24 protein-coding genes are annotated in these 22899 nt (G+C 42.2%); 6 read left to right on the forward strand and 18 right to left on the reverse strand.

Features of this window, described 5'->3' with window-relative positions:
• Nucleotides 1–190: 190 nt before the first annotated feature.
• Nucleotides 191–1417, reverse strand: coding sequence for an OFA family MFS transporter (locus tag HT734_RS07965; protein ID WP_000774076.1), 1227 nt, complete (start codon nt 1415–1417; stop codon nt 191–193).
• Between the two features lie 193 nt (nt 1418–1610).
• On the opposite strand from HT734_RS07965, the gene HT734_RS07970 reads away from it, so the two are divergent.
• From HT734_RS07970 to HT734_RS07985, 4 genes are all read left to right on the forward strand, one after another.
• Nucleotides 1611–2927, forward strand: a complete 1317-nt coding sequence (locus HT734_RS07970) for an FAD-containing oxidoreductase (protein ID WP_000958930.1) — start codon at nt 1611–1613, stop codon at nt 2925–2927.
• 204 nt (nt 2928–3131) lie between these two features.
• Nucleotides 3132–4475, forward strand: a complete 1344-nt coding sequence (murT, locus tag HT734_RS07975; protein ID WP_061759464.1) for a lipid II isoglutaminyl synthase subunit MurT — start codon at nt 3132–3134, stop codon at nt 4473–4475.
• Nucleotides 4475–5257, forward strand: coding sequence for a lipid II isoglutaminyl synthase subunit GatD (gene gatD / locus HT734_RS07980; protein ID WP_000263163.1), 783 nt, complete (start codon nt 4475–4477; stop codon nt 5255–5257). The genes murT and gatD overlap by 1 nt, the downstream gene beginning before the upstream one ends.
• Before the next feature lie 127 nt (nt 5258–5384).
• Complete coding sequence (locus HT734_RS07985) at nt 5385–6467, forward strand: Xaa-Pro peptidase family protein (protein ID WP_173277442.1); 1083 nt, start codon at nt 5385–5387, stop codon at nt 6465–6467.
• A 37-nt stretch (nt 6468–6504) separates the two neighbouring features.
• Here the strand turns inward: HT734_RS07985 and HT734_RS07990 are convergent, their stop codons facing one another.
• From HT734_RS07990 to HT734_RS08025, 8 genes are all read right to left on the reverse strand, one after another.
• Nucleotides 6505–6966, reverse strand: a complete 462-nt coding sequence (locus HT734_RS07990) for an ECF transporter S component (RefSeq protein ID WP_000814970.1) — start codon at nt 6964–6966, stop codon at nt 6505–6507.
• Nucleotides 6944–7717 carry a bifunctional hydroxymethylpyrimidine kinase/phosphomethylpyrimidine kinase gene (locus HT734_RS07995; protein ID WP_173277444.1) on the reverse strand — a complete coding sequence of 258 codons (774 nt, stop codon included), beginning with the start codon at nt 7715–7717 and terminating at the stop codon, nt 6944–6946. Before HT734_RS07995 ends, HT734_RS07990 begins: the two co-directional genes overlap by 23 nt.
• On the reverse strand, nt 7707–8456 hold the full coding sequence (truA, locus tag HT734_RS08000; protein WP_173277446.1) for a tRNA pseudouridine(38-40) synthase TruA: 750 nt from the start codon (nt 8454–8456) through the stop codon (nt 7707–7709). The genes HT734_RS07995 and truA overlap by 11 nt, the downstream gene beginning before the upstream one ends.
• 98 nt (nt 8457–8554) lie before the next feature.
• Nucleotides 8555–9706, reverse strand: a complete 1152-nt coding sequence (locus HT734_RS08005) for an MFS transporter (RefSeq protein WP_061759459.1) — start codon at nt 9704–9706, stop codon at nt 8555–8557.
• 126 nt (nt 9707–9832) lie between these two features.
• Nucleotides 9833–10462: a Pr6Pr family membrane protein gene (locus HT734_RS08010; RefSeq protein ID WP_061759458.1), complete on the reverse strand. Its 630-nt coding sequence runs from the start codon at nt 10460–10462 to the stop codon at nt 9833–9835.
• A gap of 2 nt (nt 10463–10464) precedes the next feature.
• Entirely contained in the window at nt 10465–10803 is a 339-nt protein-coding gene (locus HT734_RS08015; RefSeq protein WP_061759457.1) for a zinc ribbon domain-containing protein YjdM, read from the reverse strand.
• Nucleotides 10804–10932: 129 nt separating this feature from the next.
• Complete coding sequence (gene cmk, locus HT734_RS08020) at nt 10933–11604, reverse strand: (d)CMP kinase (protein WP_061759456.1); 672 nt, start codon at nt 11602–11604, stop codon at nt 10933–10935.
• 8 nt (nt 11605–11612) lie between these two features.
• Nucleotides 11613–12098: an SAG1386/EF1546 family surface-associated protein gene (locus HT734_RS08025; RefSeq protein ID WP_061759455.1), complete on the reverse strand. Its 486-nt coding sequence runs from the start codon at nt 12096–12098 to the stop codon at nt 11613–11615.
• A gap of 51 nt (nt 12099–12149) precedes the next feature.
• Between HT734_RS08025 and HT734_RS08030 the strand changes: the two genes are divergently transcribed.
• Entirely contained in the window at nt 12150–12356 is a 207-nt protein-coding gene (locus tag HT734_RS08030; RefSeq protein WP_173277448.1) for a ferredoxin, read from the forward strand.
• 50 nt (nt 12357–12406) lie between these two features.
• On the opposite strand, the gene HT734_RS08035 is transcribed toward HT734_RS08030, so the two are convergent.
• The 6 genes from HT734_RS08035 to HT734_RS08060 form a co-directional block, all read right to left on the reverse strand.
• Complete coding sequence (locus tag HT734_RS08035) at nt 12407–13390, reverse strand: glycosyltransferase family 2 protein (RefSeq protein ID WP_173277476.1); 984 nt, start codon at nt 13388–13390, stop codon at nt 12407–12409.
• Nucleotides 13374–14393, reverse strand: a complete 1020-nt coding sequence (gene galE, locus HT734_RS08040; RefSeq protein WP_024057477.1) for a UDP-glucose 4-epimerase GalE — start codon at nt 14391–14393, stop codon at nt 13374–13376. Before galE ends, HT734_RS08035 begins: the two co-directional genes overlap by 17 nt.
• A 102-nt stretch (nt 14394–14495) precedes the next feature.
• Entirely contained in the window at nt 14496–15599 is a 1104-nt protein-coding gene (locus tag HT734_RS08045; RefSeq protein WP_173277450.1) for an FAD-dependent oxidoreductase, read from the reverse strand.
• A 16-nt stretch (nt 15600–15615) separates the two neighbouring features.
• On the reverse strand, nt 15616–16413 hold the full coding sequence (locus HT734_RS08050) for a Nif3-like dinuclear metal center hexameric protein (RefSeq protein WP_173277458.1): 798 nt from the start codon (nt 16411–16413) through the stop codon (nt 15616–15618).
• A complete protein-coding gene (locus HT734_RS08055) occupies nt 16400–17077 on the reverse strand; it encodes a tRNA (adenine(22)-N(1))-methyltransferase TrmK (RefSeq protein ID WP_173277460.1) in 678 nt (225 codons plus the stop codon). The genes HT734_RS08050 and HT734_RS08055 overlap by 14 nt, the downstream gene beginning before the upstream one ends.
• A 101-nt stretch (nt 17078–17178) precedes the next feature.
• Nucleotides 17179–19515, reverse strand: a complete 2337-nt coding sequence (locus tag HT734_RS08060) for a cation-translocating P-type ATPase (protein ID WP_173277462.1) — start codon at nt 19513–19515, stop codon at nt 17179–17181.
• Between the two features lie 132 nt (nt 19516–19647).
• On the opposite strand from HT734_RS08060, the gene HT734_RS08065 reads away from it, so the two are divergent.
• The gene (locus HT734_RS08065) at nt 19648–20397 is read left to right on the forward strand and encodes a 1-acyl-sn-glycerol-3-phosphate acyltransferase (RefSeq protein WP_173277464.1); all 750 of its coding nucleotides are present in this window, start codon (nt 19648–19650) and stop codon (nt 20395–20397) included.
• 43 nt (nt 20398–20440) lie between these two features.
• Here HT734_RS08065 and HT734_RS08070 read toward each other — a convergent pair whose 3' ends face one another.
• The 3 genes from HT734_RS08070 to HT734_RS08080 are packed head-to-tail and all read right to left on the reverse strand — an operon-like array spanning nt 20441 to nt 22899.
• Nucleotides 20441–21133: an alpha/beta hydrolase-fold protein gene (locus tag HT734_RS08070; RefSeq protein WP_173277465.1), complete on the reverse strand. Its 693-nt coding sequence runs from the start codon at nt 21131–21133 to the stop codon at nt 20441–20443.
• Nucleotides 21114–22124, reverse strand: coding sequence for an ABC transporter substrate-binding protein (locus tag HT734_RS08075; RefSeq protein ID WP_173277467.1), 1011 nt, complete (start codon nt 22122–22124; stop codon nt 21114–21116). Before HT734_RS08075 ends, HT734_RS08070 begins: the two co-directional genes overlap by 20 nt.
• 19 nt (nt 22125–22143) lie before the next feature.
• Nucleotides 22144–22899: an ABC transporter ATP-binding protein gene (locus HT734_RS08080; protein WP_173277469.1), complete on the reverse strand. Its 756-nt coding sequence runs from the start codon at nt 22897–22899 to the stop codon at nt 22144–22146.

Genomic DNA, 22899 nt, shown 5'->3' on the forward strand with positions numbered 1-22899 from the left:
TTCTTTCTAAAGGTGGTGCGAAGCCACCCTATAGGGCTTAGTTTATACTTTTCTTTTTATGACGGATTTTCATATACTGGATATAAAATCGTGTTGCTTCTTTTCCACAAAAGAAAAGTACTGTTTTCTTTGCAACCTATCTAGTATAACACAAGACAAGCTTAAAAGATAGCCCAATTTCTCTAGAAAATCATGTAAGCGGTTTTTGGCTTTCCTTTTTGATTGAACGACCTAGATAATAAGACAAAGCCAAGGCTATACTATATAAAATGAGAAAAACGAACAAGGTTTGTGTGTAAGAATGAGCCATTTTATAAGTCTCTGCTAATAAAATAGGTCCTGCTAAACCAGCCATTGCCCAAGCTGTTAAAATATATCCATGCAGAGCGGCCAATTCCTTGGTTCCAAAAATATCACTGAGATAAGCCGGAATCAATGAAAAACCAGCTCCATAGCAAGTCATCAAAATAGACATAGCGACTACAAATAAAACGGAATTTGTAAAGAGCCAAAGCGAGAGAGAAAAGAAAAGATTGACAAGCAGTAATATACTAAAGGTTAGAGGGCGACCGATATAGTCAGATAAACTCGCCCAGAGCAAACGACCAAACCCATTGAAAATCCCTAAAACGCCCACCATTACTGCTGCATGACTTGTAGACAAGCCAGCCATCTCCTGTGCCATTGGCGATGCCGCTGAAATTAAGCCTAAACCACAAGCTATGTTGATAAAGAAAATAATCCAAAGTATATAAAACCGATTGCTTTTCAGGGCCTGATTTGCAGCCATTCCTTGCGTCAAAGAGGTTATTTTTTCTTTCCCTGAAACAGATAAAATTGCAAGCTCTTGCTCATTTGGACGCTTAATGAATTGTGAAGCTAGGAGCATGATAATAAAGTAACTTGCACCTAAAATATAAAAAGTTTCTACAAGCCCTACCCCTGCGATGAGATGTTGCGCTATGGGACTAGTCAATAAAGAAGCAAAACCAAACCCCATAATCGCTAAACCTGTTGCGAGACCACGTTTATCAGGAAACCATTTTATAATCGTTGACACAGGGGTAATATAGCCTGCTCCCAAACCAAGCCCACCTAAAATGCCATAAGCGAGATACAACAACCACAGCTCCTGACGGTCTATTGCAAATCCTGTTAAGATATTTCCACCTGCGTATAGAAAAGCAGATAGACTCCCCATGACTCTCGGACCAAATTTTTCTACCAAACGCCCCATAAATGCAGCCGATAATCCCAAACAAAAGATTGCTAGACTAAAGGCAAAGGCAACAGAAGCCTGATCCCATCCCGTTTTTTCAATAATAGGGTTGCGATAAACACTCCAAGCATAAGTCGAACCCAGCATTAAGTGTAAAATGACCCCAGCAAAAGCAATAATATAACGATTCAATTTCATAAAACCTCCTATTTTCGAACATTTATTCTATCTTATATAAAAATAGATAGGATTTTAGTTTATCAAGCTTGTCAAAAAATTACTAGTTTTTTGTTTGGAAAGCGTTTTTAGCTTTTTCTGTCTTTTTCGTAGCAGAATTGTGCAAAAGTTTTTTTCTTGTGCTAGAATGAAAGTCGAAAAGGAGGAATTCTAAATGTTAACTTATGATTTAATCGTTATCGGATTTGGTAAAGCTGGTAAAACACTAGCTGGTAAATTGGCTTCAGCTGGCAAAAAAGTTGCCCTCGTTGAACGTAGTAAAGCTATGTATGGTGGAACTTGTATCAACATTGGTTGTATCCCAACTAAAACTTTACTAGTTGCTGCTGAGAAAGACTTGTCTTTTGAAGAAGTGATTGCTACCAAAAATACTATCACTGGTCGCCTCAATGGTAAAAACTATGCTACTGTTGCAGGTACAGGCGTGGATATCTTTGATGCGGAAGCTCACTTCCTTTCAAATAAAGTCATCGAAATCCAAGCTGGTGATGAAAAGAAAGAACTGACCGCTGAAACAATCGTCATCAACACTGGTGCTGTTTCAAACGTCTTGCCAATCCCTGGACTTGCTACAAGCAAAAACGTCTTTGACTCAACAGGTATTCAAAACTTGGACAAATTGCCTGAAAAACTTGGAATCCTTGGTGGCGGAAATATCGGTCTTGAATTTGCTGGTCTTTACAACAAACTTGGAAGCAAGGTTACAGTTCTAGATGCCTTGGATACTTTCCTACCTCGTGCAGAACCTTCCATCGCAGCTCTTGCTAAGCAATACATGGAAGAAGACGGTATTGAATTGCTTCAAAATATCCGCACTACTGAAATCAAAAACGATGGTGACCAAGTGCTCCTTGTAACTGAAAACGAAACTTACCGTTTCGACGCCCTTCTCTACTCAACTGGACGCAAACCAAATGTAGAACCACTTCAACTTGAAAATACAGATATTGAACTAACTGAACGTGGTGCTATTAAAGTAGACAAACATTGTCAAACAAACGTTCCTGGTGTCTTTGCAGTTGGAGATGTCAACGGTGGCCTTCAATTTACTTACATTTCACTTGATGACTTCCGTGTTGTTTACAGCTACCTTGCTGGAGATGGCAGCTACACACTTGAAGACCGTCTCAATGTACCAAACACTATGTTCATCACACCTGCACTTTCACAAGTCGGTTTGACTGAAAGCCAAGCTGCTGATTTGAAACTTCCATACGCAGTGAAGGAAATCCCTGTTGCAGCAATGCCTCGCGGTCACGTAAATGGAGACCTTCGCGGAGCTTTCAAAGCTGTTGTTAATACTGAAACAAAAGAAATTCTTGGAGCAAGCATCTTCTCAGAAGGTTCTCAAGAAATCATCAACATCATCACTGTTGCTATGGACAATAAGATTCCTTACACTTACTTCACAAAACAAATCTTCACTCACCCAACCTTGGCTGAGAACTTGAATGACTTGTTTGCGATTTAAGTTGAGATTTAATCGTATCGAACAGCCCTCTGAGGGCTGTTTTCATTTCTGCGAAATCTCATACTCTTCGAAAATCAAATTCAAACTACGTCAGCTTCACCTTGCCGTACTCAAGTACAGCCTGCGGCTAGCTTACTAGTTTGCTCTTTGATTTTCATTGAGTATCAAATCTGTCTTTTCCCTCTTTTATGATATAATAGAAACATGAACTTAAAAACTACTTTGGGCCTTCTTGCTGGGCGTTCTTCCCACTTTATTTTAAGCCGTCTTGGCCGTGGAAGTACGCTCCCAGGAAAACTTGCCCTTCAATTTGATAAAGATATTTTACAAAACCTAGCTAAGAACTACGAGATTGTCGTGGTCACTGGAACCAACGGAAAAACCTTGACAACTGCCCTCACTGTCGGCATTTTAAAAGAGGTTTATGGTCAAGTTCTGACCAACCCAAGCGGTGCCAACATGATTACAGGAATTGCGACAACCTTCTTAACAGCCAAATCGTCTAAAACTGGGAAAAATATTGCCGTTCTAGAAATCGATGAGGCCAGTCTATCTCGTATCTGTGACTATATCCAGCCAAGCCTTTTTGTTATCACCAATATCTTCCGTGACCAGATGGACCGCTATGGTGAGATTTACACAACTTACAAGATGATTTTGGATGCTATTCGTAAAGTGCCTACTGCCACTGTTCTCCTTAATGGAGACAGCCCACTTTTCTACAAGCCAGCTATTCCAAATCCTGTACAGTATTTTGGTTTTGACTTGGAGAAAGGTCCAGCCCAGCTGGCTCACTACAATACCGAAGGAATCCTCTGTCCTGACTGCCAAGGCATCCTCAAATATGAGCATAATACCTATGCAAACTTGGGTGCCTATATCTGTGAAGACTGCGGATGTAAACGTCCTGATTTAGACTATCGCTTGACAGACTTGGTTGAGTTAACCAACAATCGCTCTCGCTTTGTCATTGACGGACAAGAATACGGTATTCAAATCGGTGGGCTCTATAATATCTACAACGCCCTAGCTGCTGTGGCTATCGCCCGTTTCCTCGGCGCAGATTCCCAACTAATCAAGCAGGGATTTGATAAGAGCCGTGCTGTCTTTGGACGCCAAGAAACCTTCCATATCGGTGACAAGGAATGTACCCTCGTCTTGATTAAAAATCCAGTCGGTGCGACCCAAGCTATCGAAATGATTAAACTAGCTCCTTATCCATTTAGCCTATCTGTCCTCCTTAACGCTAACTATGCAGATGGAATTGATACCAGCTGGATCTGGGATGCTGATTTTGAACAAATCACTGACATGGACATCCCTGAAATCAACGCTGGCGGTGTGCGTCATTCTGAAATCGCACGTCGTCTACGAGTAACAGGCTATCCAGCTGAGAAAATCACTGAAACAAGTAGTCTGGAACAAGTTCTTAAAACCATTGAAAACCAAGATTGTAAGCATGCCTATATCCTTGCTACCTATACTGCTATGCTGGAATTCCGCGAACTGCTGGCTAGTCGTCAGATTGTTAGAAAGGAGATGAACTAATGGTTTATACTTCACTTTCCTCAAAAGCTGGCAATTACCCCTATCAGCTCAACATTGCCCACCTCTACGGAAATCTCATGAATACCTACGGGGACAATGGAAACATCCTCATGCTCAAGTATGTGGCTGAAAAACTAGGAGCCCATGTGACGGTTGACATCGTTTCACTTCATGATGATTTTGATGAAAATCACTACGACATTGCCTTTTTCGGTGGCGGTCAAGACTTTGAACAGAGTATCATTGCAGACGACCTACCTGCTAAAAAAGAAAGCATTGACAACTACATCCAAAATGACGGTGTGGTTCTCGCTATCTGTGGCGGTTTCCAACTATTGGGGCAATATTATGTTGAAGCTTCAGGTAAACGTATCGAAGGGCTAGGGGTCATGGGCCACTACACCCTCAACCAGACCAATAACCGCTTTATTGGTGACATCAAGATTCACAATGAAGATTTCGATGAAACCTACTATGGTTTTGAAAATCATCAAGGCCGTACCTTCCTTTCTGATGACCAAAAACCGCTGGGACAAGTGGTTTATGGAAATGGAAACAACGAAGAAAAGGTCGGCGAAGGGGTTCATTATAAGAATGTCTTTGGTTCTTACTTCCATGGGCCCATCCTCTCTCGCAATGCCAATCTAGCTTATCGCCTAGTCACTACTGCCCTCAAGAAGAAATATGGTCAGGACATTCAACTCCCTGCTTATGAGGATATTCTCAGCCAAGAAATCGCTGAAGAATACAGCGACGTCAAAAGCAAGGCTGACTTTTCTTAAACCAAGAAAAACCATATCAAAGAGCTCCGATAAGATAGCGGAGTTCTTTTTGTCTTTTCTTTTACCCTTCTCCCTTGCATTTTCTCTCTTTTTTTGCCAAAATAGAGGGGTAGAAAGAAGGTAGCATATGTCTAAATTACAACAAATCGTAACATATCTTGAATCAGAAAAACTAGACGTCGCTGTCGTATCTGACCCCGTCACAATTAATTACCTCACTGGCTTTTACAGTGATCCCCATGAACGCCAAATGTTCCTTTTTGTCCTAGCGGATCAAGAACCCCTCCTCTTTGTCCCAGCCCTTGAAGTTGAGCGTGCTACTAGTACTGTTTCCTTCCCAGTTGTGGGCTATGTGGATTCTGAAAATCCATGGCAAAAAATGAAACATGCTCTTCCACAGCTTGACTTCAAACGTGTCGCTGTTGAGTTTGACAATCTCATCTTGACCAAATATCATGGCTTGAAAACCGTTTTTGAAACTGCTGAGTTTGACAACCTCACTCCTCGTATCCAACGCATGCGCCTCATCAAATCAGCTGATGAAGTGCAAAAAATGATGGTTGCAGGTCTCTATGCTGATAAGGCTGTTAAGGTTGGTTTTGATAATATTTCTCTTGATAAGACGGAGACAGATATCATCGCTCAAATTGACTTTGCCATGAAACGTGAAGGTTATGAAATGAGCTTTGATACCATGGTCTTGACTGGTGATAATGCTGCAAATCCACACGGCATTCCAGCAGCTAATAAGGTTGAAAATGACGCCCTTCTCCTCTTTGACCTTGGTGTTCTGGTCAACGGCTATGCTTCAGATATGACTCGTACAGTCGCTGTTGGTAAACCAGACCAATTCAAGAAAGACATTTACAACTTGACTCTTGAAGCCCAACAAGCTGCTCTTGACTTTATCAAGCCAGGTGTGACTGCACATGAAGTGGACCGCACTGCCCGTGAAGTCATCGAAAAAGCTGGTTACGGTGAGTACTTCAACCACCGTCTCGGTCATGGTATCGGTATGGATGTCCACGAATTCCCATCTATCATGGAAGGAAACGACATGGTCATCGAAGAAGGCATGTGCTTCTCTGTTGAACCAGGTATCTATATCCCTGGTAAAGTCGGTGTTCGTATTGAAGACTGTGGTGTTGTTACCAAGGATGGCTTTGACCTCTTTACAAGCACCAGCAAAGACTTGCTTTATTTTGATTAATATTATACAAAAAAAGTTAGCTCGAACAGCTAACTTTTTACTTTATCTTTTTGATACTTTGACTAAGGATAAATCCTACAATCATCCCTACCATATTTTGCATGAAATTTGGTAGGATTTCTGGTAGGGCTGCTGCCCAGCCATTCATCAATGTAGAACCCAAGGCGTAACCCCCTACCATGGCAATCGTTGCTAAGATAAGGCCTAACCACTGAGTTTTTCCTTTAAATCCTGCGAAAAATCCCTGCAAGCCATGGTTAACCAAGCTAAAGAACATCCACTGAGGATAGCCTGATAAGAGGTCAATCAAGAAACCTGCTAGTCCTCCTACTACAGCCCCTTCACGACTACCAAAGTAGAAGGCCGCAAAGAAGACACCAGCATCTAAAAGAGTTAGAATGCCTGTCGGTGTTGGAATTTTTAAGAAATAACCTAGAACCACAGAGAGGGCGGTTAATAGGGATACAAGGGCAATTTTAGTTGTTTTGGTTTGCTTCATATTGTCTCACTCCATACTGATCTGCTTGTGCAATAGCACGATAAACGAAAGCCTTAGAGCTTTCTACTGCTGGTAAAAGTTCATCACCTTTGACTAGATAACTGGCAATGCTGGAAGCAAAGGTACAACCTGCACCAGCATTTTGCCCTTGGATGACAGGATTTTCTAGGACTGTAAAGTTTTGTCCGTCATAAAAGACATCCACAGCCTTGTCCTGACTAAGGCGATTACCTCCCTTGATAATGACTGCTGGCGCTCCTAAGTCATGCAATTTCTGTGCTGCAGCCTTCATGTCTTCCAAGGTTTTAATTTCCTGACCTGCCAATAATTCTGCTTCAGGAAGATTAGGAGTAATCACACTGACATAAGGGAAAAAACGAATCAGTTCTTGACAGAGTTCACTTACAGCTACGTCGTGTGTTTCCTTGCAGACCAAGACGGGATCCAGCACCACAGGCACTCCTGGGCGTTGTTTGATAAAGTCCAATGCTTTCTCAGCTACACTGACAGTTGGTAGAAGACCAATCTTAATCCCTGCAAACTCCACATCACGCAAGCTATCTAATTCATGTTGAAAAATGGTATCGTCGGTTGGAAAGACTTCAAAGCCCTTTTCTGTTAAAGCTGTCAAGCAAGTCACTGCTACAAAGCCATGCAAGCCGTTCAAGGTATAGGTAGCCAAATCAGCTGACAGGCCACCACCACTAAAAATGTCATTTCCAGAAAGTGCTAAAATACGATTATTCTTCATAACGAATCTCCTTTAAATACAAACCATTAGGTGCTGCAGTGGGACCAGCAAGTTGCCTATCCTTCTTCTCCAAGATCAGGTCAATCTGCTCTACTGGCATACGGTTGTTTCCAATTTTGAGCAGTGTCCCCACCATATTGCGAATCTGTTTATACAAGAAGCCATTTCCTGAAAAGGTAAAGGTCAAAAACTGACCTGTCTCATCAACTGTTAAACTAGCTTCTGTGATGGTGCGAACCTTATCCTCTACACTAGTACCAGAGGCTGTAAAGCCAGTGAAATCGTGGGTTCCTTCAAGCTTTTTGACAGCCTCCTGCATCCGTTCCACATCAAGCGGATAGGGAAAGTGAGTGGCATAATGACGGCGCATGGGATTTTTAGGACGCCCCCTATCCACGATAAACTCATAGGTCTTGCTGTGCTTGGCATAACGGCAATGAAAATCATCCTCCACTAGCTCAATAGAAATCACATCAATATCTTCAGGGGACTGGGTGTCCAAGGCAAAGCGAAGTTTTTCCTCATCCATCTGGTAGGGCAAGTCAAAATGAATAACCTGTCCCAGGGCATGAACACCACTATCTGTCCTACCAGCACCGTGAACAGTAATGGCTTGCCCTTTATTTAACCTGGTCAAGGTTTTTTCAATTTCTTCCTGAACGCTACGCGCATGAGGCTGGCGCTGAAAACCAGCAAAGGCGTAACCATCATAGGAAATAGTTGCTTTATATCTTGTCATGACTTCTATTGTATCAAGAAATTAGTCTGGAGACAAGATTCTAAAACAAATACTGTCTGGGTACAAAAAACTCAAAAGAAAAACTTAGGAAACCAATCCTAAGCTCTCTTTTGAAGTAGGTACATGACAAAGATAGAGGTTACAATCAACCAACCTCCTAAGATACTAAAGACCAACATTCCATTTTGTGTTAGCAAGCCAATTGCACTTAGAACGAATGGTGTCGTAAAGGCTCCGAAACTACAGCCTAATACAGCAAATGAAGTTGCTTGATTGAGGAGTTTAGCTGGAATTCGTTCAGAAACAAGTTGAAAGACGGTCGTCAAAGCTACACTGTAGGCAAAACCAGCAAGAATGCTTCCTGCTACTACCACCCACAAGGATGGAGACAGGGCAATCACAATTTGACCTAAGCCGAAGGTAATACCAGACCAGAGGAGCAGTTTCTCTTTAAAAATAGAAATCAAGAAAGAAAAACTCACACCAGCCACAATCCCGATCAACTGCATGACACTAAGAACAAAACTAGATAACTGGGCATCTCCAAGTCCTCTTTCCACCATCAAACTTGGAATACGGATGGTAATAGCTGTATTCGTACAAACTACAACCGCTGCTTCAATAGCTAGGATAAAAATCAAGCCTTTCATTTCCCGAGTTAAGCGACTTGCTTCCTTCTCTTTTTTCTTGACTTCTTTCTTTTCCTTTCCATAAGGGACAAAGAGCAAATAAAGGATCAGCACCAAAAATCCAGCACTATAGGCTAGGAAGGTAGCTGTCCAACCAAAAGCCAACAACTGGCCGACTGCCAAGGTAATGAGAGAGGCTCCAACGACCTCTGCAGAGCCACGTAGCCCCAACATCTGAATCCGCGTTTTGCCTTGATAACGTTCACTGATAATAGAAATAGCCTTGGCATTGATCATCCCAACACCCAAACCAAAAAGAATTCTTGTTCCAAAGACAAAGGGGTAGGCTTGATACCAAAATGGAGCCGTTCCACTTAGTGATAAAATCAATAATCCCAAACTAATCTGTAAACGCTCAGGAAATATTTTTTCTAAGAAACCATTTAGTAGCAACATAATCATGATCCCAAAGGAAGGCAAGCTCGCCAAGAGCTCAATTTGTTCCTTAGGATAACCTTGATAATAGTCAAACATGGCTGGCAGGGCACTCGAGATGGAAAAGGATGTAATCAAAACGAGGGAGAGAGCCAAAATACTGGCCCGTTCTAAAAATTGTTTCATGAAATCTCTTTCTATATTTTCTCTTAATCTTCTGCCTCTTTTAATAGTTATCAAGTAGGCAAGAAAAGAAGAAGCCTCTTTAGTGTACAGACTCCTTCTTAAACTCGAAAATGAATTCCTTGTGCCTTAAGATGATTTTTTCTTGATTTGCTTGACAAAGTAGAAGATAAATCCTGCTACCATATAGGCAACAAAGATAATCAGACACCACTTGAACACGACATCCCAACCCTTGTTCACATTCAAAAAGAAGTAAGGGAAAGGACTGACCTTAGAATTAGGAATGTCTAATTTCAGTACCAAGCCATTAAAAAGAGCAAAAATCATATACAGCAAGGGTAAAATCGTCCACACAACTGGATCCCAGATTTTGTATTGACCCTGTTTATCAAAAAAGAGGGTATCTGCTAAAAACCAGAGGGGAACGATATAGTGGCAAAGGAAATTTTCTAGAGTATAAAAATTAGTCGCAATAGGCGCTAAAAGGAAATGGTAAATCACACAGGTAATCATGATACTCATGGTGACCCCACCTTTTAAGCGCAGGAGACTTGGCCTTTGCCAATTTTCACCTAAACGGCTCATAACCTTTAGAAGATAGAGCGTAAAAATCGCTACTAAAAGATTTGACAGAACCGTATAATAGAGCAACATCCCAAATCCACCATGCTTGGCGATTTCAAGATAAACTCCCGTGAAAGCCGCTAGAAACAAGAAGATACGGCTATAAAATACAAGTTTGTAGTGCTTTGACATGCTTAAATTTTCTTCACAAACTCTGATTTGAGCTTCATAGCACCGAAGCCATCAATTTTACAGTCGATATTGTGGTCACCTTCTACGATGCGGATATTTTTCACGCGCGTCCCTTGTTTCAAATCTTTTGGCGCACCTTTTACTTTTAAGTCCTTGATGAGAGTTACTGTATCACCGTCAGCCAATTTATTTCCGTTGGCATCGATAGCGACAAGGCCTTCTTCTACATCTGCAACTTCAGCAGGATTCCACTCATGAGCACACTCTGGGCAAACCAGTAGGGTACCGTCTTCGTAGACATACTCTGAGTTACATTTTGGGCAATTTGGTAGGTTGTTCATGGTTTCTCCTTATCATCATTCACTATTCTTTGAAAATCAACATTTCTCGAACAGCAACTATTATACCCTAAAATCAGCATTTTGACAAATTTAGAAAAAACCGATATCAATCTATCGGCTTTTCTACATTTACATTCTTTTTTCAGCTTCTGCTTTGATTTTTTCAACTACTTCTTGAATGTTCAAGCCAGTTGTATCAAGGTAGACAGCATCCTCTGCTTGTTTGAGAGGCGAAGTCTCACGATGACTATCCTTGTAGTCACGCGCAGCAATTTCCTCTTTTAAGGTTTCAAGGTCTGTCTCAATTCCCTTGGCAATATTTTCCTTGTAACGGCGCTCTGCTCTTTCATCTACCGAAGCTACTAGAAAAATTTTCAGTTCTGCTTGTGGCAATACAACCGTTCCAATATCGCGACCATCCATGACAATCCCACCTTGCTGGGCGATTTCCTGTTGAAGAGAAACTAGTTTCTCACGCACTTGAGGAATTGCCGCAACAGCAGAAACATGATTGGTAACTTCATTTTCACGAATAGGGTGGGTAATATCCACATCTCCTACAAAGACAAGTTGCTCTCCAATTTCTGAGCGTCCAAAACTGATTGGATGCTGGTCCAATAAGTCTAAGAGTTCTTCAACTTGTTCAACTCCTAATTGGTTCCTGAGAGCCATGTAGGTCGCTGCACGATACATAGCACCTGTATCTAGATAGGTGTATCCAAAATCCTTGGCAATAATCTTTGCGACCGTACTCTTACCACTTGAAGCAGGGCCGTCAATAGCAATTTGAATTGTTTTCATAGTAACTCCTATTTGATTTTGACAACATCACCTGGATTAGCAAACCAAGATCCTGTAGCCATATGTCCAGGATTCAAGGCCTCTAACTGAGCAATGGAGATTCCTGCACGAGCGGCAATAGCTGCTTCTCCTTCTCCAGCCAAAACTTTTGTAGTTCCTTCTGGATCAGTTGGATGTTCTGAACTACTAGATGACTCTTCTACCTTTTCCTCTGAACCAGAAGATGCCTGCTCTGAACTACTAGAAGATGAAATCTGTACTACATTTGCATCAGAATCATGAAAATCTTTCAAGGCTGCTGTACGATTACTCCCACCTGATGACAGATAAATCAGAACAATAATCATCACCACCACAATTACAAAGAAAATACTAGCTAAAATAGTCAAGATACGATTCGCTATAACTCCACCACCCTGTGATTTCGAACGACGGCCTGATCTTGTTTCTTCTTGATTTTCATAAATATCTTCTTGCCACGGTTCTTTTGCCATACCTTACTCCTTGTTTTTTTTTACTTTTCTTATTACAATATAAATATGAACATGAAAATCACACTTATACCCGAACGTTGTATCGCCTGTGGGCTGTGCCAAACTTATTCTGATTTATTTGATTATCACGATAATGGAATCGTGCGTTTTTACGATGATCCTGATCAACTAGAAAAAGAAATTTCTCCTAGCCAGGACGTAGTAGATGCTGTTAAAAATTGCCCAACTCGCGCCCTGATTGGAAACCAGGAATCCTAAATCAATGGCGGTAATCCACTCCTTCTAGTTTAGCATATTTCCATGTAAAATTATAGTCTTTTCTCTCTATTTTTTTCGGTCAAAATAGGAAGATCACTTTTTTCTCTAATAAGATAAAGTGGTCTTTTTTTAGTCTCTAGATAAATCTTACTGATATACTTGCCGAGAATCCCAATGGTCAAGAGTTGAATGCCTCCAAGAAAGAGAATAACAGCCATCAGAGAGGTCCAACCTGATGTCGGATTGCCCAAAATGAGGGTTCGAACCACGACAAAAAAGGTCATAAGCAGAGAAATAAAACAAGATAGGAGACCAGCTACGAAGGCTATAATCAGGGGAAAATCTGAAAAATTAACAATCCCTTCAATGGAGTAGAAAAAAAGTTGCCTAAAACTCCAACTGGTCTTGCCGGCCTGCCTTTCGACATTTGGATAGTCCAGATAGTGGGTTTTAAAACCGACCCAGGCAAAGAGTCCCTTAGAAAAACGGTTGGACTCCGTCAAGCTTAAAATGGCATCGACCACAGACCTTCTCATCATGCGAAAATCACGGACACCTGACGGCAGGGCTACTGGACTAATTTTTTGCATAAGGCGGTAAAAGAGATTAGCACAAAAACTGCGAAAGAAGGGTTCTCCCTCCCGACTAGTTCTCCTTGTTCCAACACAGTCCAAGTCTGTATTCTGGTCTAGTAAGGCTTTCATCTCAAGCAACATACTAGGAGGATCTTGGAGGTCTGCATCCATCACCACCACCAAATCTCCTGTCGCATATTGCAAACCTGCATGGAGGGCTGCTTCTTTTCCAAAATTTCGAGAGAAAGAAATATAATGTACTGCCGGATTTTGTTCCCGATAGGCCTTTAAGAGTTCCAAGGTTCCATCACTTGATCCATCGTCGACAAAGACATACTCGATTTCTGTTTCCAAATCTGGAAGTAAAGCTTCCAAAGCCTGATAAAAAAGAGGAAGTACTTCCTCTTCGTTTAAACAGGGGACAATGATTGACATCACCATCTTAGTCTTCAAATCCATTTGGATGCTTGCTTTGCCAACGCCATGCATCTTCACACATTTGGGTGATGCCGAGTTCTGCTTCCCAGCCCAATTCTGCTTTGGCTTTTGCAGGATCTGAATAGCAGGCTGCGATATCCCCTGGGCGACGGTCTACGATGCGGTAAGGAATTGGACGTCCCACTGCTTTTTCCATATTTTGGATAATTTCAAGAACTGAGTAGCCTTTACCTGTTCCAAGGTTATAAACGTTTAGACCTGAACCTTTTTGGATTTTTTTCAGAGCTGCGACGTGACCTTTAGCCAAATCGACAACGTGGATATAGTCACGAACACCAGTTCCATCTTCCGTATCGTAATCGTCTCCAAACACTTGCACTTGCTCTAATTTCCCAACGGCTACTTGAGTTACATATGGCAAAAGGTTATTTGGAATACCGTTTGGATTTTCTCCCAAATCACCACTCTCATGGGCTCCGATTGGGTTAAAGTAACGAAGTAAGACCACATTCCATTCTGAGTCTGCCTTGTAGATATCTGTCAAAATTTCCTCTAGCATAAGCTTAGTACGGCCGTATGGATTGGTCACTGAAAGTGGGAAATCTTCCAAGATGGGTACTGTGTGCGGATCTCCGTAAACTGTCGCAGAAGAACTGAAAATGATGTTTTTACAGTTGTTTTCTTCCATTACCTTCAAAAGACTAACAGTCCCAGCAATATTGTTGTCATAGTAGGCAAGAGGAATACGGGTAGATTCACCGACAGCCTTCAAGCCAGCGAAGTGAATGACCCCTGTTGGTTCTTCTTGCTTGAAAATATCTCTGAGGGTATCTGTGTCTCGAATATCTGCCTCATAGAAAGGCACTTCAACTCCTGTAATTCTCTCAACAACTTCTAAACTTTTACGATTGCTGTTGACAAGGTTATCCACCACAACAACCTGATGACCTGCTTGGATTAACTCAATAACTGTGTGAGTTCCAATAAAACCTGCCCCACCCGTTACCAAAATCTTTTCTTGCATCTTCTTTCCTCGATTCTCGGATTATTTTTTCTTATTTTACCATTTTTGATAGGGAATGTCATTTGCCATCCTAGAGGGGAGACTAAAATTTAAGTAAAATTCTTATTCACTTTTTACTCGTTTGACATAGTTTTCAATTGGGTAGTTTACTGGATCCAAGGTCAACTCCTTGTCTTGGATAAGTTGGGCTAGATGGTAACCAATGATAGGACCAGTTGTGAGGCCTGATGAACCTAGTCCACTAGCAGCATAGACACCTGCTAATTCTGGCACCTGCCCAAAGAAAGGAGAGAAATCACTGGTGTAGGCACGGATTCCCACACGCTCAGCTCTGGAAGTCGCTTCTACCAAGCCTAGATAGTGAGGTAAGGCCGCATCCTCCATTTGCTGGAGCAAGGCTTCATCCACCGTCAAATCAAATCCCATATCATTTTCATGGGTAGCGCCTAAGGATAATTTCCCACCTGCAAAAGGAATCAAATCCCACTCCCCTTCTGGCATAACAACAGGATAGGATTCCATGTCTTGGGCAAGTTGATAGTCTCGGAGTTGTCCTTTTTGAGGACGAACATCCACTTTATATCCTAAGGGTTCTAATATGTGTCCCAACCAAGCTCCCGTCGCTAAAATAACCTGATCAAACACCTCTGTGCCAATCTGATGTCCTGATGCTAAAGGTGTCAGACTCACTTTTTCTTTGACCAGTTTGACTTGACTAGCTTCTAGCAAACGAGTCACTAAGAGTTGGCCATCTACTCTCGCTCCACCAGAAGCGTAGAGCAGGCGGTCGAATCCCTGCAAGCCAGGGAATAATTCATTTGCTGAGGCTTGATCAAGAATGGCTAACTGCCCTATCAAGGGAGACTCTTCTCTGCGCTGGAGAGCTAGTTGATAGAGTTCTTCCAACTTAGATTCATCCCTTTTCAGGAGAAAGACTCCCGAGCGCTGGTAAAAGTCGATTTTCTGACCAGACTTTTCTAAATCAGCTAACAAATCCACATAAAAGTCAGCCCCCAAGCGTGCCATCTTGTACCAAGCTTTATTGCGACGTTTGGAAAACCAAGGACTGATAATTCCCGCTGCTGCCTTGGTAGCCTGACCTTTTCCATGGTCAAAAACGGTCACCTCAAGGTCACTTTCTTTCGAGAGATAGTATGCAGCTGTTGCTCCCACAATCCCTGCTCCTATAATAGCAACTTTCTTCATTGTCTTCACCTTCTAACTAGATATGGTGGAAAGGATTGGTCGATGCTTGACTAGGCAAAATATCAATAGACCAGCCCTTCTCTGCCTTCCATTGAGTAAGGAGTGCTGCGATTTTTTCCACAAAAAGCACTTCGATATAGTGGCCTGGATCCAGTGCCAGCAAGCCATCAGACAGCATATCTTGGGCAGTGTGATAGTAGATATCGCCAGTAATATAGACATCTGCTCCCTTAGCTAAAGCATCCTTATAGAAAGACTGCCCGCTACCACCACAGATGGCCACTCTTGAAATAGGCTTCTGCAAATCACTCTCTTGATAATGCACCATTCGAAGACTATCTAGGCCAAAGACTTGCTTGACATGTTGGGCCATTTCTCCAAATGTCTTAGGTTGAATATTCCCAATACGTCCAATTCCACGTTCTGGACCTGTTTCCTGCAGATAAGTCGTCTCCTCAATGCCTAGCATCTGGCAGAACCAGTCATTGAGGCCATTTTCAACGATGTCAATATTGGTATGGCTGACATAAACTGCGATATCATGCTTTATCAGATCAATGTAAATCTGATTTTGTGGACGGCTAGCTACCAAATCCTTGATGGGACGGAAAATCGGCGCGTGCTTGACAATAATCAAGTCCACACCCTTTTCAATGGCTTCAGCCACCGTTTCTTCACGAATATCCAGAGCAACCATGACCCTTTGGATATCTTTGTCCAAAGTTCCAATTTGCAGGCCACGACTGTCTCCCTCCATGGAAAATTCCTGAGGACAAAAGCCTTCATAACATTTAATCACTTCACTTGCTAGCATGAAGAACCTCCTTAATGGCTTGAATTTTATCTACTAGAACTTGACATTCCTCCAAATTTTTTTCTGGAATTTGTCCGAGAGCAAATTCTAGCTTGGCAGCTTCTTTTTGCCACTTTTGGACAAAGACTGGGCTGACTTCTTTGGACAATATAGGTCCAAAGCGGACATCACTGGCTGATAACTTCATTTTTCCAGCTTCCACAACTAGAATTTCATAAAATTTACCAGCTTCTTCTAAAATGCTTTCTGCCACAATCTGAAAATCGTTATCTTGCAACCAAATGCGCAAGTCGTCTTCACGATTATTAGGCTGTAGGATTAAACACTCTACATTAGCCAGCTTGTCCAAGCCCTCTTCTAAAATCCTAGCAATCAAACGACCACCCATACCAGCAATGGTAATGACCGACACTTGATCTGTCTCTTCAAAGGCTGCCAAGCCATTGGCTAAACGAACCTGGATTTTCTCCTTTAGACCATGAGCCTCAACATTTTTGACCGCAGATTGGTAGGGACCTTCCACAACCTCCCCTGCAATAGCTCCTTCGATTTGGCCTCTCTCAACCAACTCAATTGGCAGATAAGCATGGTCACTTCCCACATCTAGTAAAATAGTTCCCTGTGGCACAAAGGAAGCCACCAATTCTAATCTCTTTGAAATCATCTTCTCTCTCTTTCCAAAACTCTGTTACCTCTTATTATACCACATTTCAACTGGCAATCTTGTACCTAAAAAGACCGCAATACACAGATTGCAGCCCTTCTTTATTTTCTGGCTTGATAGCGACTAGTCAGGATGAAAATCACGGTAAAGACCAACATCATGACACCATAAACAGGTAATGTTTGTCCTGTTAAGGTTGAGATTTCAAGCAATTTTTGAATTCTTGGGAAGAGAGCTGTGGCTAAGAAGCCTCCTACTGACCAAACAATCAAGAGGACACGCCATAGGGTAAATGGCATGCAGGCTCTAAATACAGATAAGAAACCAATTGACCCCAAGAGATAATAGAGTAGAGTTGAGATTTCTAACTCAGACCAACCTTGGCTACTTCCAAATAGTTTCACAAAAAGAACGCTGAACACAACCATGAGAGCACTTGGTAGGGCACGAAGCATGGATCTTCTGAGGAAGTTTGGCTCGACAGGTTTGATATTTCGCTCAAAAGTCAGAACGAATGGTGGGAAACCTTCCACGAACTGGTCAATCATGGTAATCTGGATTGGAATGAAAGGGAAAATCAAGATCCACTCAGACCGACCTAGTAAAGCACTGGCGATACAGATAACTGCGAGCAAGAATGAGTAGATGGTCTTTATCAAGAAAATCGGGGCGATATGGGCAATGTTATTGACCACGCGACGACCTTCAAAGAGAATCTCAGGAACATCATTAAAGTCAGAGTTCAAGAGAACCAGATTGGCAATCTGACGAGTCGCAGGATCTCCCTCAGCCATCACGATAGAACAATCCGCCTCACGAAGGGCCAGGATATCATTAACTCCATCCCCTGTCATAGCTGTTGTATGACCCGCTTTTTTCAGCGTTTGGATGATGAGTTTCTTTTGATGAGGGGAAACACGTCCGAAAATGGCAGTCTCCTCAGCCATAGAAACCAATTCCTCATCCGTAATTTTGGAGCAATCTACATAGCTGTGGTAGTCCGCAAAACCAGCCTTCTGGGCAATACTTGAAACAGTGACTGGATTATCACCAGAGATAATTTTCAATCCCACTTCCTGAGAACGAAGATAGTCCAGCGTCTCTGCTGCTCCCTCTCGAATGGGGTCCAAGATTTCCAGCAAGGCTAGAGCATGAATATCAGAAGGTTTCTGTGGTTTGTGATGGTCTAATTTCTCCTGACTGAGAGCTAAGACCAAGACACGTGAACCTCTCTCCAAGGCCTCCCTGGCTTCTGGTACCTCAGAATCCAGCAACATCTCAGGCGCCCCTAAGAAAACTGTTCCCAAACCTTCTAACTCCATGGCTCCCCACTTCCGGTCGCTTGAGAAAGGCAGATTGGAAAGCATAGGGTAGGCTACTTCTCCCACAAAACGCTGGCGAATGGCTTGAGCTGTTGGATTTTTATCCTCACTATGGGCCATATAGCTGGCCAAGATGCTAGCAAGCGCTGACTCTCCATACTCTTCGGTCAAAGGAAGAACAGCCTCCACCTGCATCTTTCCTTGGGTGATGGTGCCTGTCTTGTCCAGACAGAGCATATCCACGCGCGCCAAGGTCTCAACAGAGTACATTTCCTGAACCAAGACCTTTTTCAAGCCCAACTTAATCACCGCTGTCAAGAGCGAAGTAATGGTCAAAAGGGCAATTCCCTTAGGCAACATTCCCAGCAGGGCTGTCGACGAATTTACAACGGATGACTTGAGAGGCAGACCTTTCAACATCAAGGCTTCTAGCAAGAGAGCCAGACCAAAAGGAATGATAATCTTTCCAGTAAAACCTGCTAACTTGTCCAGCGATTTCATGATACGGGAGTTGATAGGTTTAACGGTCTTGGCTTCCAGCATGAGTTTGGCAGCATAGTTGTCTGCACCTATATGATGGACACGAGCTAAAACTGCCCCACTGGCTAAGAAACTTCCTGACAAAAGCAAGGCATCCACTTCCTTTTGCACCAAATCACTTTCCCCCGTCAACATGGCTTCATTGACTTCCGCAAAGCCTTCCAAAACCAAGGCATCACTGGGAATCTGCTCTCCAGCAGACAGACGAATGACATCTCCTAACACCAATTCTTCAGGATTCAGAGCCACTTCTTGACCATCACGAATAGTTTTGACCTTTTCCTTGGTCATGAGATTGAGCTTGTCCACCATGTGTTTAGCCCGTAGCTCGGTCACAATTCCAGAAAAAGCGTTAAAGCAGATAACGGCAAAGAAGACCAGATTGCTCCAAGCCTGCACAAAGGCAAGGGCCAAAGCAATGGCAAAGTTTAAAGCGTTAAAAAGAGTAAAGACATTTCGTTTAACGATTTGCCAAGTGCTGGTACTGGCTGATGCGGTAAAATCATTGACCAAGCCCTTAGCCTGTCTTTCCTTGACTTCTCTTTGGGTTAATCCCATAATCTTATTTTTATCCATAAATTCTATCATATCATTTTTTCTAAAAGAATTCTAATCTCATCCTAAATATGCACCTAGTCAAGGGAAAAGTTTGCCAGCCCTCCTTTGATAAGGTATAATAATAACAAGAAAATAATCGAAGGAGATCGCATGTTTTATACTTATTTACGTGGATTGGTTGTCTTGCTCCTATGGTCCATCAATGGCAATGCCCACTATCATAATACTGATAAAATTCCTAATCAAGATGAAAATTATATTTTAGTTGCGCCTCACCGTACCTGGTGGGATCCTGTTTACATGGCCTTTGCGACCAAGCCAAAACAGTTCATCTTTATGGCTAAAAAAGAACTCTTCACCAACCGTATCTTTGGATGGTGGATTCGTATGTGTGGTGCCTTTCCTATTGACCGTGAAAATCCTAACGCTTCAGCCATCAAATATCCTATCAATGTTCTCAAAAAAAGCGACCGCTCTCTCATCATGTTTCCAAGTGGAAGCCGTCACTCAAACGATGTCAAGGGTGGAGTTGCCCTGATTGCCAAAATGGCCAAGGTCCGTATCATGCCGGTTACCTATACAGGTCCCATGACTTTGAAAGGCTTGATTAGTCGTGAACGTGTCGATATGAACTTTGGAAATCCAATTGATATCTCAGATATCAAGAAAATGAATGATGAAGGCATTGAAACAGTCGCCAATCGTATCCAAACAGAATTCCAACGTCTAGACCAAGAAACCAAACAATGGCACAATAATAAAAAACCAAATCCACTCTGGTGGTTTATCCGCATCCCTGCTCTCATCCTTGCCATTATCCTCGCTATCCTAACTATCATCTTTAGCTTTATCGCAAGCTTCATCTGGAATCCAGATAAAAAGAGAGAAAAACTTGGTTAAATAAATACAACAATCCCTTGGCAAAAGCCAAGGGATAAATCTTTTATTCGATTTTCCATTTTTGGGCCAACCAGCTGGAAAAAGCTAGGAATCGCTCAGCTACTTGTTCATGGTGTCCATAAGTATCAAAGACAAACTGACCGTTCGGATAGCGTTTCTGAAGACTGGTCTGGATTTGCTCAGCATAGACTGGTGCTTGAGCCAAGCGATTAGTATGATAGGCTCCTTCTGTTTGACCGTTCTGTAAATACAGCAAACAGTCCAAATTTTTCACATTTTCTTCCTTGCAATAAGTCGTAAAATCAGGATACCAAAAGGAACCGCAGATCGAAAAGACACAGGAAACCTTGTCAAAGCTGAAAAGACTGTAGACTGCCGCCAAACCACCTAGTGAGTAGCCTCCATAAGCAAGGCGAGTTTCGTCCAGGCGATAAAGTGACTGCAACTTGTCTAAAAGACCTCCAAATAAATGATCATGATAGACGTTGGCCTGACCTCTAAAATCTGGAGCTCCATCTCTCAGAGCAGCTGCCTTCCAGGGAGTGTAATCATCTAGGCGATTTTTAGAGGTCAAGCCCACTAAAATCACAGATTCGGAAAGGGACGATAGGAAATCCAAATTTCCATCATTCAATAAAATAGCCGGATAGGTTTGATTGAGGTCGTAGTTAGAAGGAAGGCTGATTTTGACTTGAATTCCTTCCCAATCAAACTCATTATTTATTGATAAAGTCATTGATTTTCTCAAGGGAATCAATCACTGCTGGACCATAGTCCATCAATTCATCGTAAGAGATGGTCATAATTTTTTGATTCTTAATAGCAGGAACGCTTTCCAAAACAGCATTTGCCTTCATCAACTCTACTGCTTTTTCATCCAATTTTTTATTGCGATCGCTGGTTACATAGATAATCAATTCAGGATCCATTGACACAAGATTTTCCAAGGTCAAGCCTGATGTCCCCGTAGCAACGTTGGTATAACCAAGTTGGTTCAACAAACTTTCTTGCAAAGCAGACTTATAGGCACCGAAGGTTTCATCATTATAAGCAACCATAATCAAAGCCTTTTTCTTTTCACCTTGACTTGCTGGGTTTGCTTTCTTAACAGCGTCAATTTTAGTTTGTAATTGGGCCGCGTATTCATTGGCCTTGTCCTGCACATTAAAAATCATTCCAAGATTTTTTACATCTTCTACGATATTCCCCAAATCTTGCTGAATTGTTGAGAGAGAAGCTTTTTGCGTATAAACTGGGATTTTATTTTCATTCCAAGTGCTAACTGTCCCCAAGGATTTTTCAGAAAACATCATGTTTCGACCCATCACAGCATCTGGCTCATAAGAGAGGACTGTCTCTTGTGAGACTGTTTTTTTATCCCCAATTTGAGGAATAGTCGCAATCGCGTCCTTGTATTTGTCCGTCACAGCATTGTCTGGATTGAGCATGCCAACAATTTTATCCTTCAACCCCAACTCCAATAAGATTTCCGTGGTTGAAAGATTATTTGTAATAACTTTTTCAGGTGCCTTGTCAAAAACTTGTTCGACTTCATTCCCTTTCGCGTCATAGGTTTTAACCGTTAACGGATAAGTCGTCTCTGCGTTAGCCTTTTGACTTGTCTCTGCGCTAGACTGCGTGGTAGCTTTTTCTGTAGTAGTATTACCACAAGCTGCCAGAGTTAGGGTAGCTACTGCTACGAGTAAAATGCTTAGTGTTTTTTTCATCTTGTTTTCCTTTTCATTCTTATAAATAGTGAATCATGGCTTGCTGATCCTCGGTCCAAGTCACCTGACTTTGAACTCCATATACAGTTTGCAATGACTCAGGGGTGATGGTCTCCTTTGGAGTCCCTTGGTAAAGGATTTCCCCCTCTTTCATCAGATAGAGATAATCCGAATAGCGACAAGCAAGTTGAATATCATGCAGGACAGCTAGAACATTGACCTTGAGCTCCTTCACAATGGCCAACAAGTCTAGCTGGTACTTGATATCCAGATGATTGGTTGGTTCGTCCAGGAGCAAGAGAGTCGGTTCTTGCGCCAAGACGCGGGCTAGTAAGACTCGCTGTTTCTCTCCCCCTGATAAGGACGAATAGAGACGAGTTTTCTTCTCGAGCATATCCACCTTAACGAGGGCATCTTGAACGAGTGTAAAATCTCTTTCCCTTTCCTTCTGTAAAAAAGAGAGGTGGGGAGTTCTTCCCAGCAAGACGATTTCTTCAACTGTACAATCAAACTGCAGCTGGTTAAACTGGGTCACAACTGCCATTTGCTTGGCTGTTTCTTTGAGCGTCCATTGTTCCAGAGGCTTTCCATCTAGACTTATCAAGCCTTTATCCGCCTTTTCCTGACGATAGAGGAGTTTAAGTAGACTGGTTTTTCCACTTCCATTTGGTCCTAATATCGTGTGAAATTGATGCCCTTCAACCTTAAGAGAGACTCCTTTGAGGATTTTTTTCTCACCTAGTCCAAAATGGATATCCTGACAAATCAAGTCCAT

Source organism: Streptococcus sp. k-90 (assembly GCF_013277565.1).
Classification (GTDB): domain Bacteria; phylum Bacillota; class Bacilli; order Lactobacillales; family Streptococcaceae; genus Streptococcus.

Excerpts from the sequence above, each read along its gene's own strand:
- HT734_RS08075 (WP_173277467.1), bottom strand. The coding sequence starts at position 22,124 with ATGAAAAAAACACTAAGCATTTTACTCGTAGCAGTAGCTACCCTAACT.
- HT734_RS08045 (WP_173277450.1), bottom strand. The coding sequence starts at position 15,599 with ATGAAGAAAGTTGCTATTATAGGAGCAGGGATTGTGGGAGCAACAGCT.
- HT734_RS08010 (WP_061759458.1), bottom strand. The coding sequence starts at position 10,462 with ATGTCAAAGCACTACAAACTTGTATTTTATAGCCGTATCTTCTTGTTT.
- HT734_RS08080 (WP_173277469.1), bottom strand. The coding sequence starts at position 22,899 with ATGGACTTGATTTGTCAGGATATCCATTTTGGACTAGGTGAGAAAAAA.
- cmk (WP_061759456.1), bottom strand. The coding sequence starts at position 11,604 with ATGAAAACAATTCAAATTGCTATTGACGGCCCTGCTTCAAGTGGTAAG.
- HT734_RS08050 (WP_173277458.1), bottom strand. The coding sequence starts at position 16,413 with ATGCTAGCAAGTGAAGTGATTAAATGTTATGAAGGCTTTTGTCCTCAG.
- gatD (WP_000263163.1), top strand. The coding sequence starts at position 4,475 with ATGGTTTATACTTCACTTTCCTCAAAAGCTGGCAATTACCCCTATCAG.
- HT734_RS08035 (WP_173277476.1), bottom strand. The coding sequence starts at position 13,390 with ATGGATTTGAAGACTAAGATGGTGATGTCAATCATTGTCCCCTGTTTA.
- HT734_RS08030 (WP_173277448.1), top strand. The coding sequence starts at position 12,150 with ATGAAAATCACACTTATACCCGAACGTTGTATCGCCTGTGGGCTGTGC.
- HT734_RS07970 (WP_000958930.1), top strand. The coding sequence starts at position 1,611 with ATGTTAACTTATGATTTAATCGTTATCGGATTTGGTAAAGCTGGTAAA.
- HT734_RS07965 (WP_000774076.1), bottom strand. The coding sequence starts at position 1,417 with ATGAAATTGAATCGTTATATTATTGCTTTTGCTGGGGTCATTTTACAC.
- truA (WP_173277446.1), bottom strand. The coding sequence starts at position 8,456 with ATGACAAGATATAAAGCAACTATTTCCTATGATGGTTACGCCTTTGCT.
- HT734_RS08055 (WP_173277460.1), bottom strand. The coding sequence starts at position 17,077 with ATGATTTCAAAGAGATTAGAATTGGTGGCTTCCTTTGTGCCACAGGGA.
- HT734_RS08005 (WP_061759459.1), bottom strand. The coding sequence starts at position 9,706 with ATGAAACAATTTTTAGAACGGGCCAGTATTTTGGCTCTCTCCCTCGTT.
- HT734_RS08065 (WP_173277464.1), top strand. The coding sequence starts at position 19,648 with ATGTTTTATACTTATTTACGTGGATTGGTTGTCTTGCTCCTATGGTCC.
- HT734_RS08060 (WP_173277462.1), bottom strand. The coding sequence starts at position 19,515 with ATGGATAAAAATAAGATTATGGGATTAACCCAAAGAGAAGTCAAGGAA.
- HT734_RS08070 (WP_173277465.1), bottom strand. The coding sequence starts at position 21,133 with ATGACTTTATCAATAAATAATGAGTTTGATTGGGAAGGAATTCAAGTC.
- HT734_RS08015 (WP_061759457.1), bottom strand. The coding sequence starts at position 10,803 with ATGAACAACCTACCAAATTGCCCAAAATGTAACTCAGAGTATGTCTAC.
- HT734_RS08025 (WP_061759455.1), bottom strand. The coding sequence starts at position 12,098 with ATGGCAAAAGAACCGTGGCAAGAAGATATTTATGAAAATCAAGAAGAA.
- HT734_RS07995 (WP_173277444.1), bottom strand. The coding sequence starts at position 7,717 with ATGAAGAATAATCGTATTTTAGCACTTTCTGGAAATGACATTTTTAGT.
- HT734_RS07990 (WP_000814970.1), bottom strand. The coding sequence starts at position 6,966 with ATGAAGCAAACCAAAACAACTAAAATTGCCCTTGTATCCCTATTAACC.
- galE (WP_024057477.1), bottom strand. The coding sequence starts at position 14,393 with ATGCAAGAAAAGATTTTGGTAACGGGTGGGGCAGGTTTTATTGGAACT.
- murT (WP_061759464.1), top strand. The coding sequence starts at position 3,132 with ATGAACTTAAAAACTACTTTGGGCCTTCTTGCTGGGCGTTCTTCCCAC.
- HT734_RS07985 (WP_173277442.1), top strand. The coding sequence starts at position 5,385 with ATGTCTAAATTACAACAAATCGTAACATATCTTGAATCAGAAAAACTA.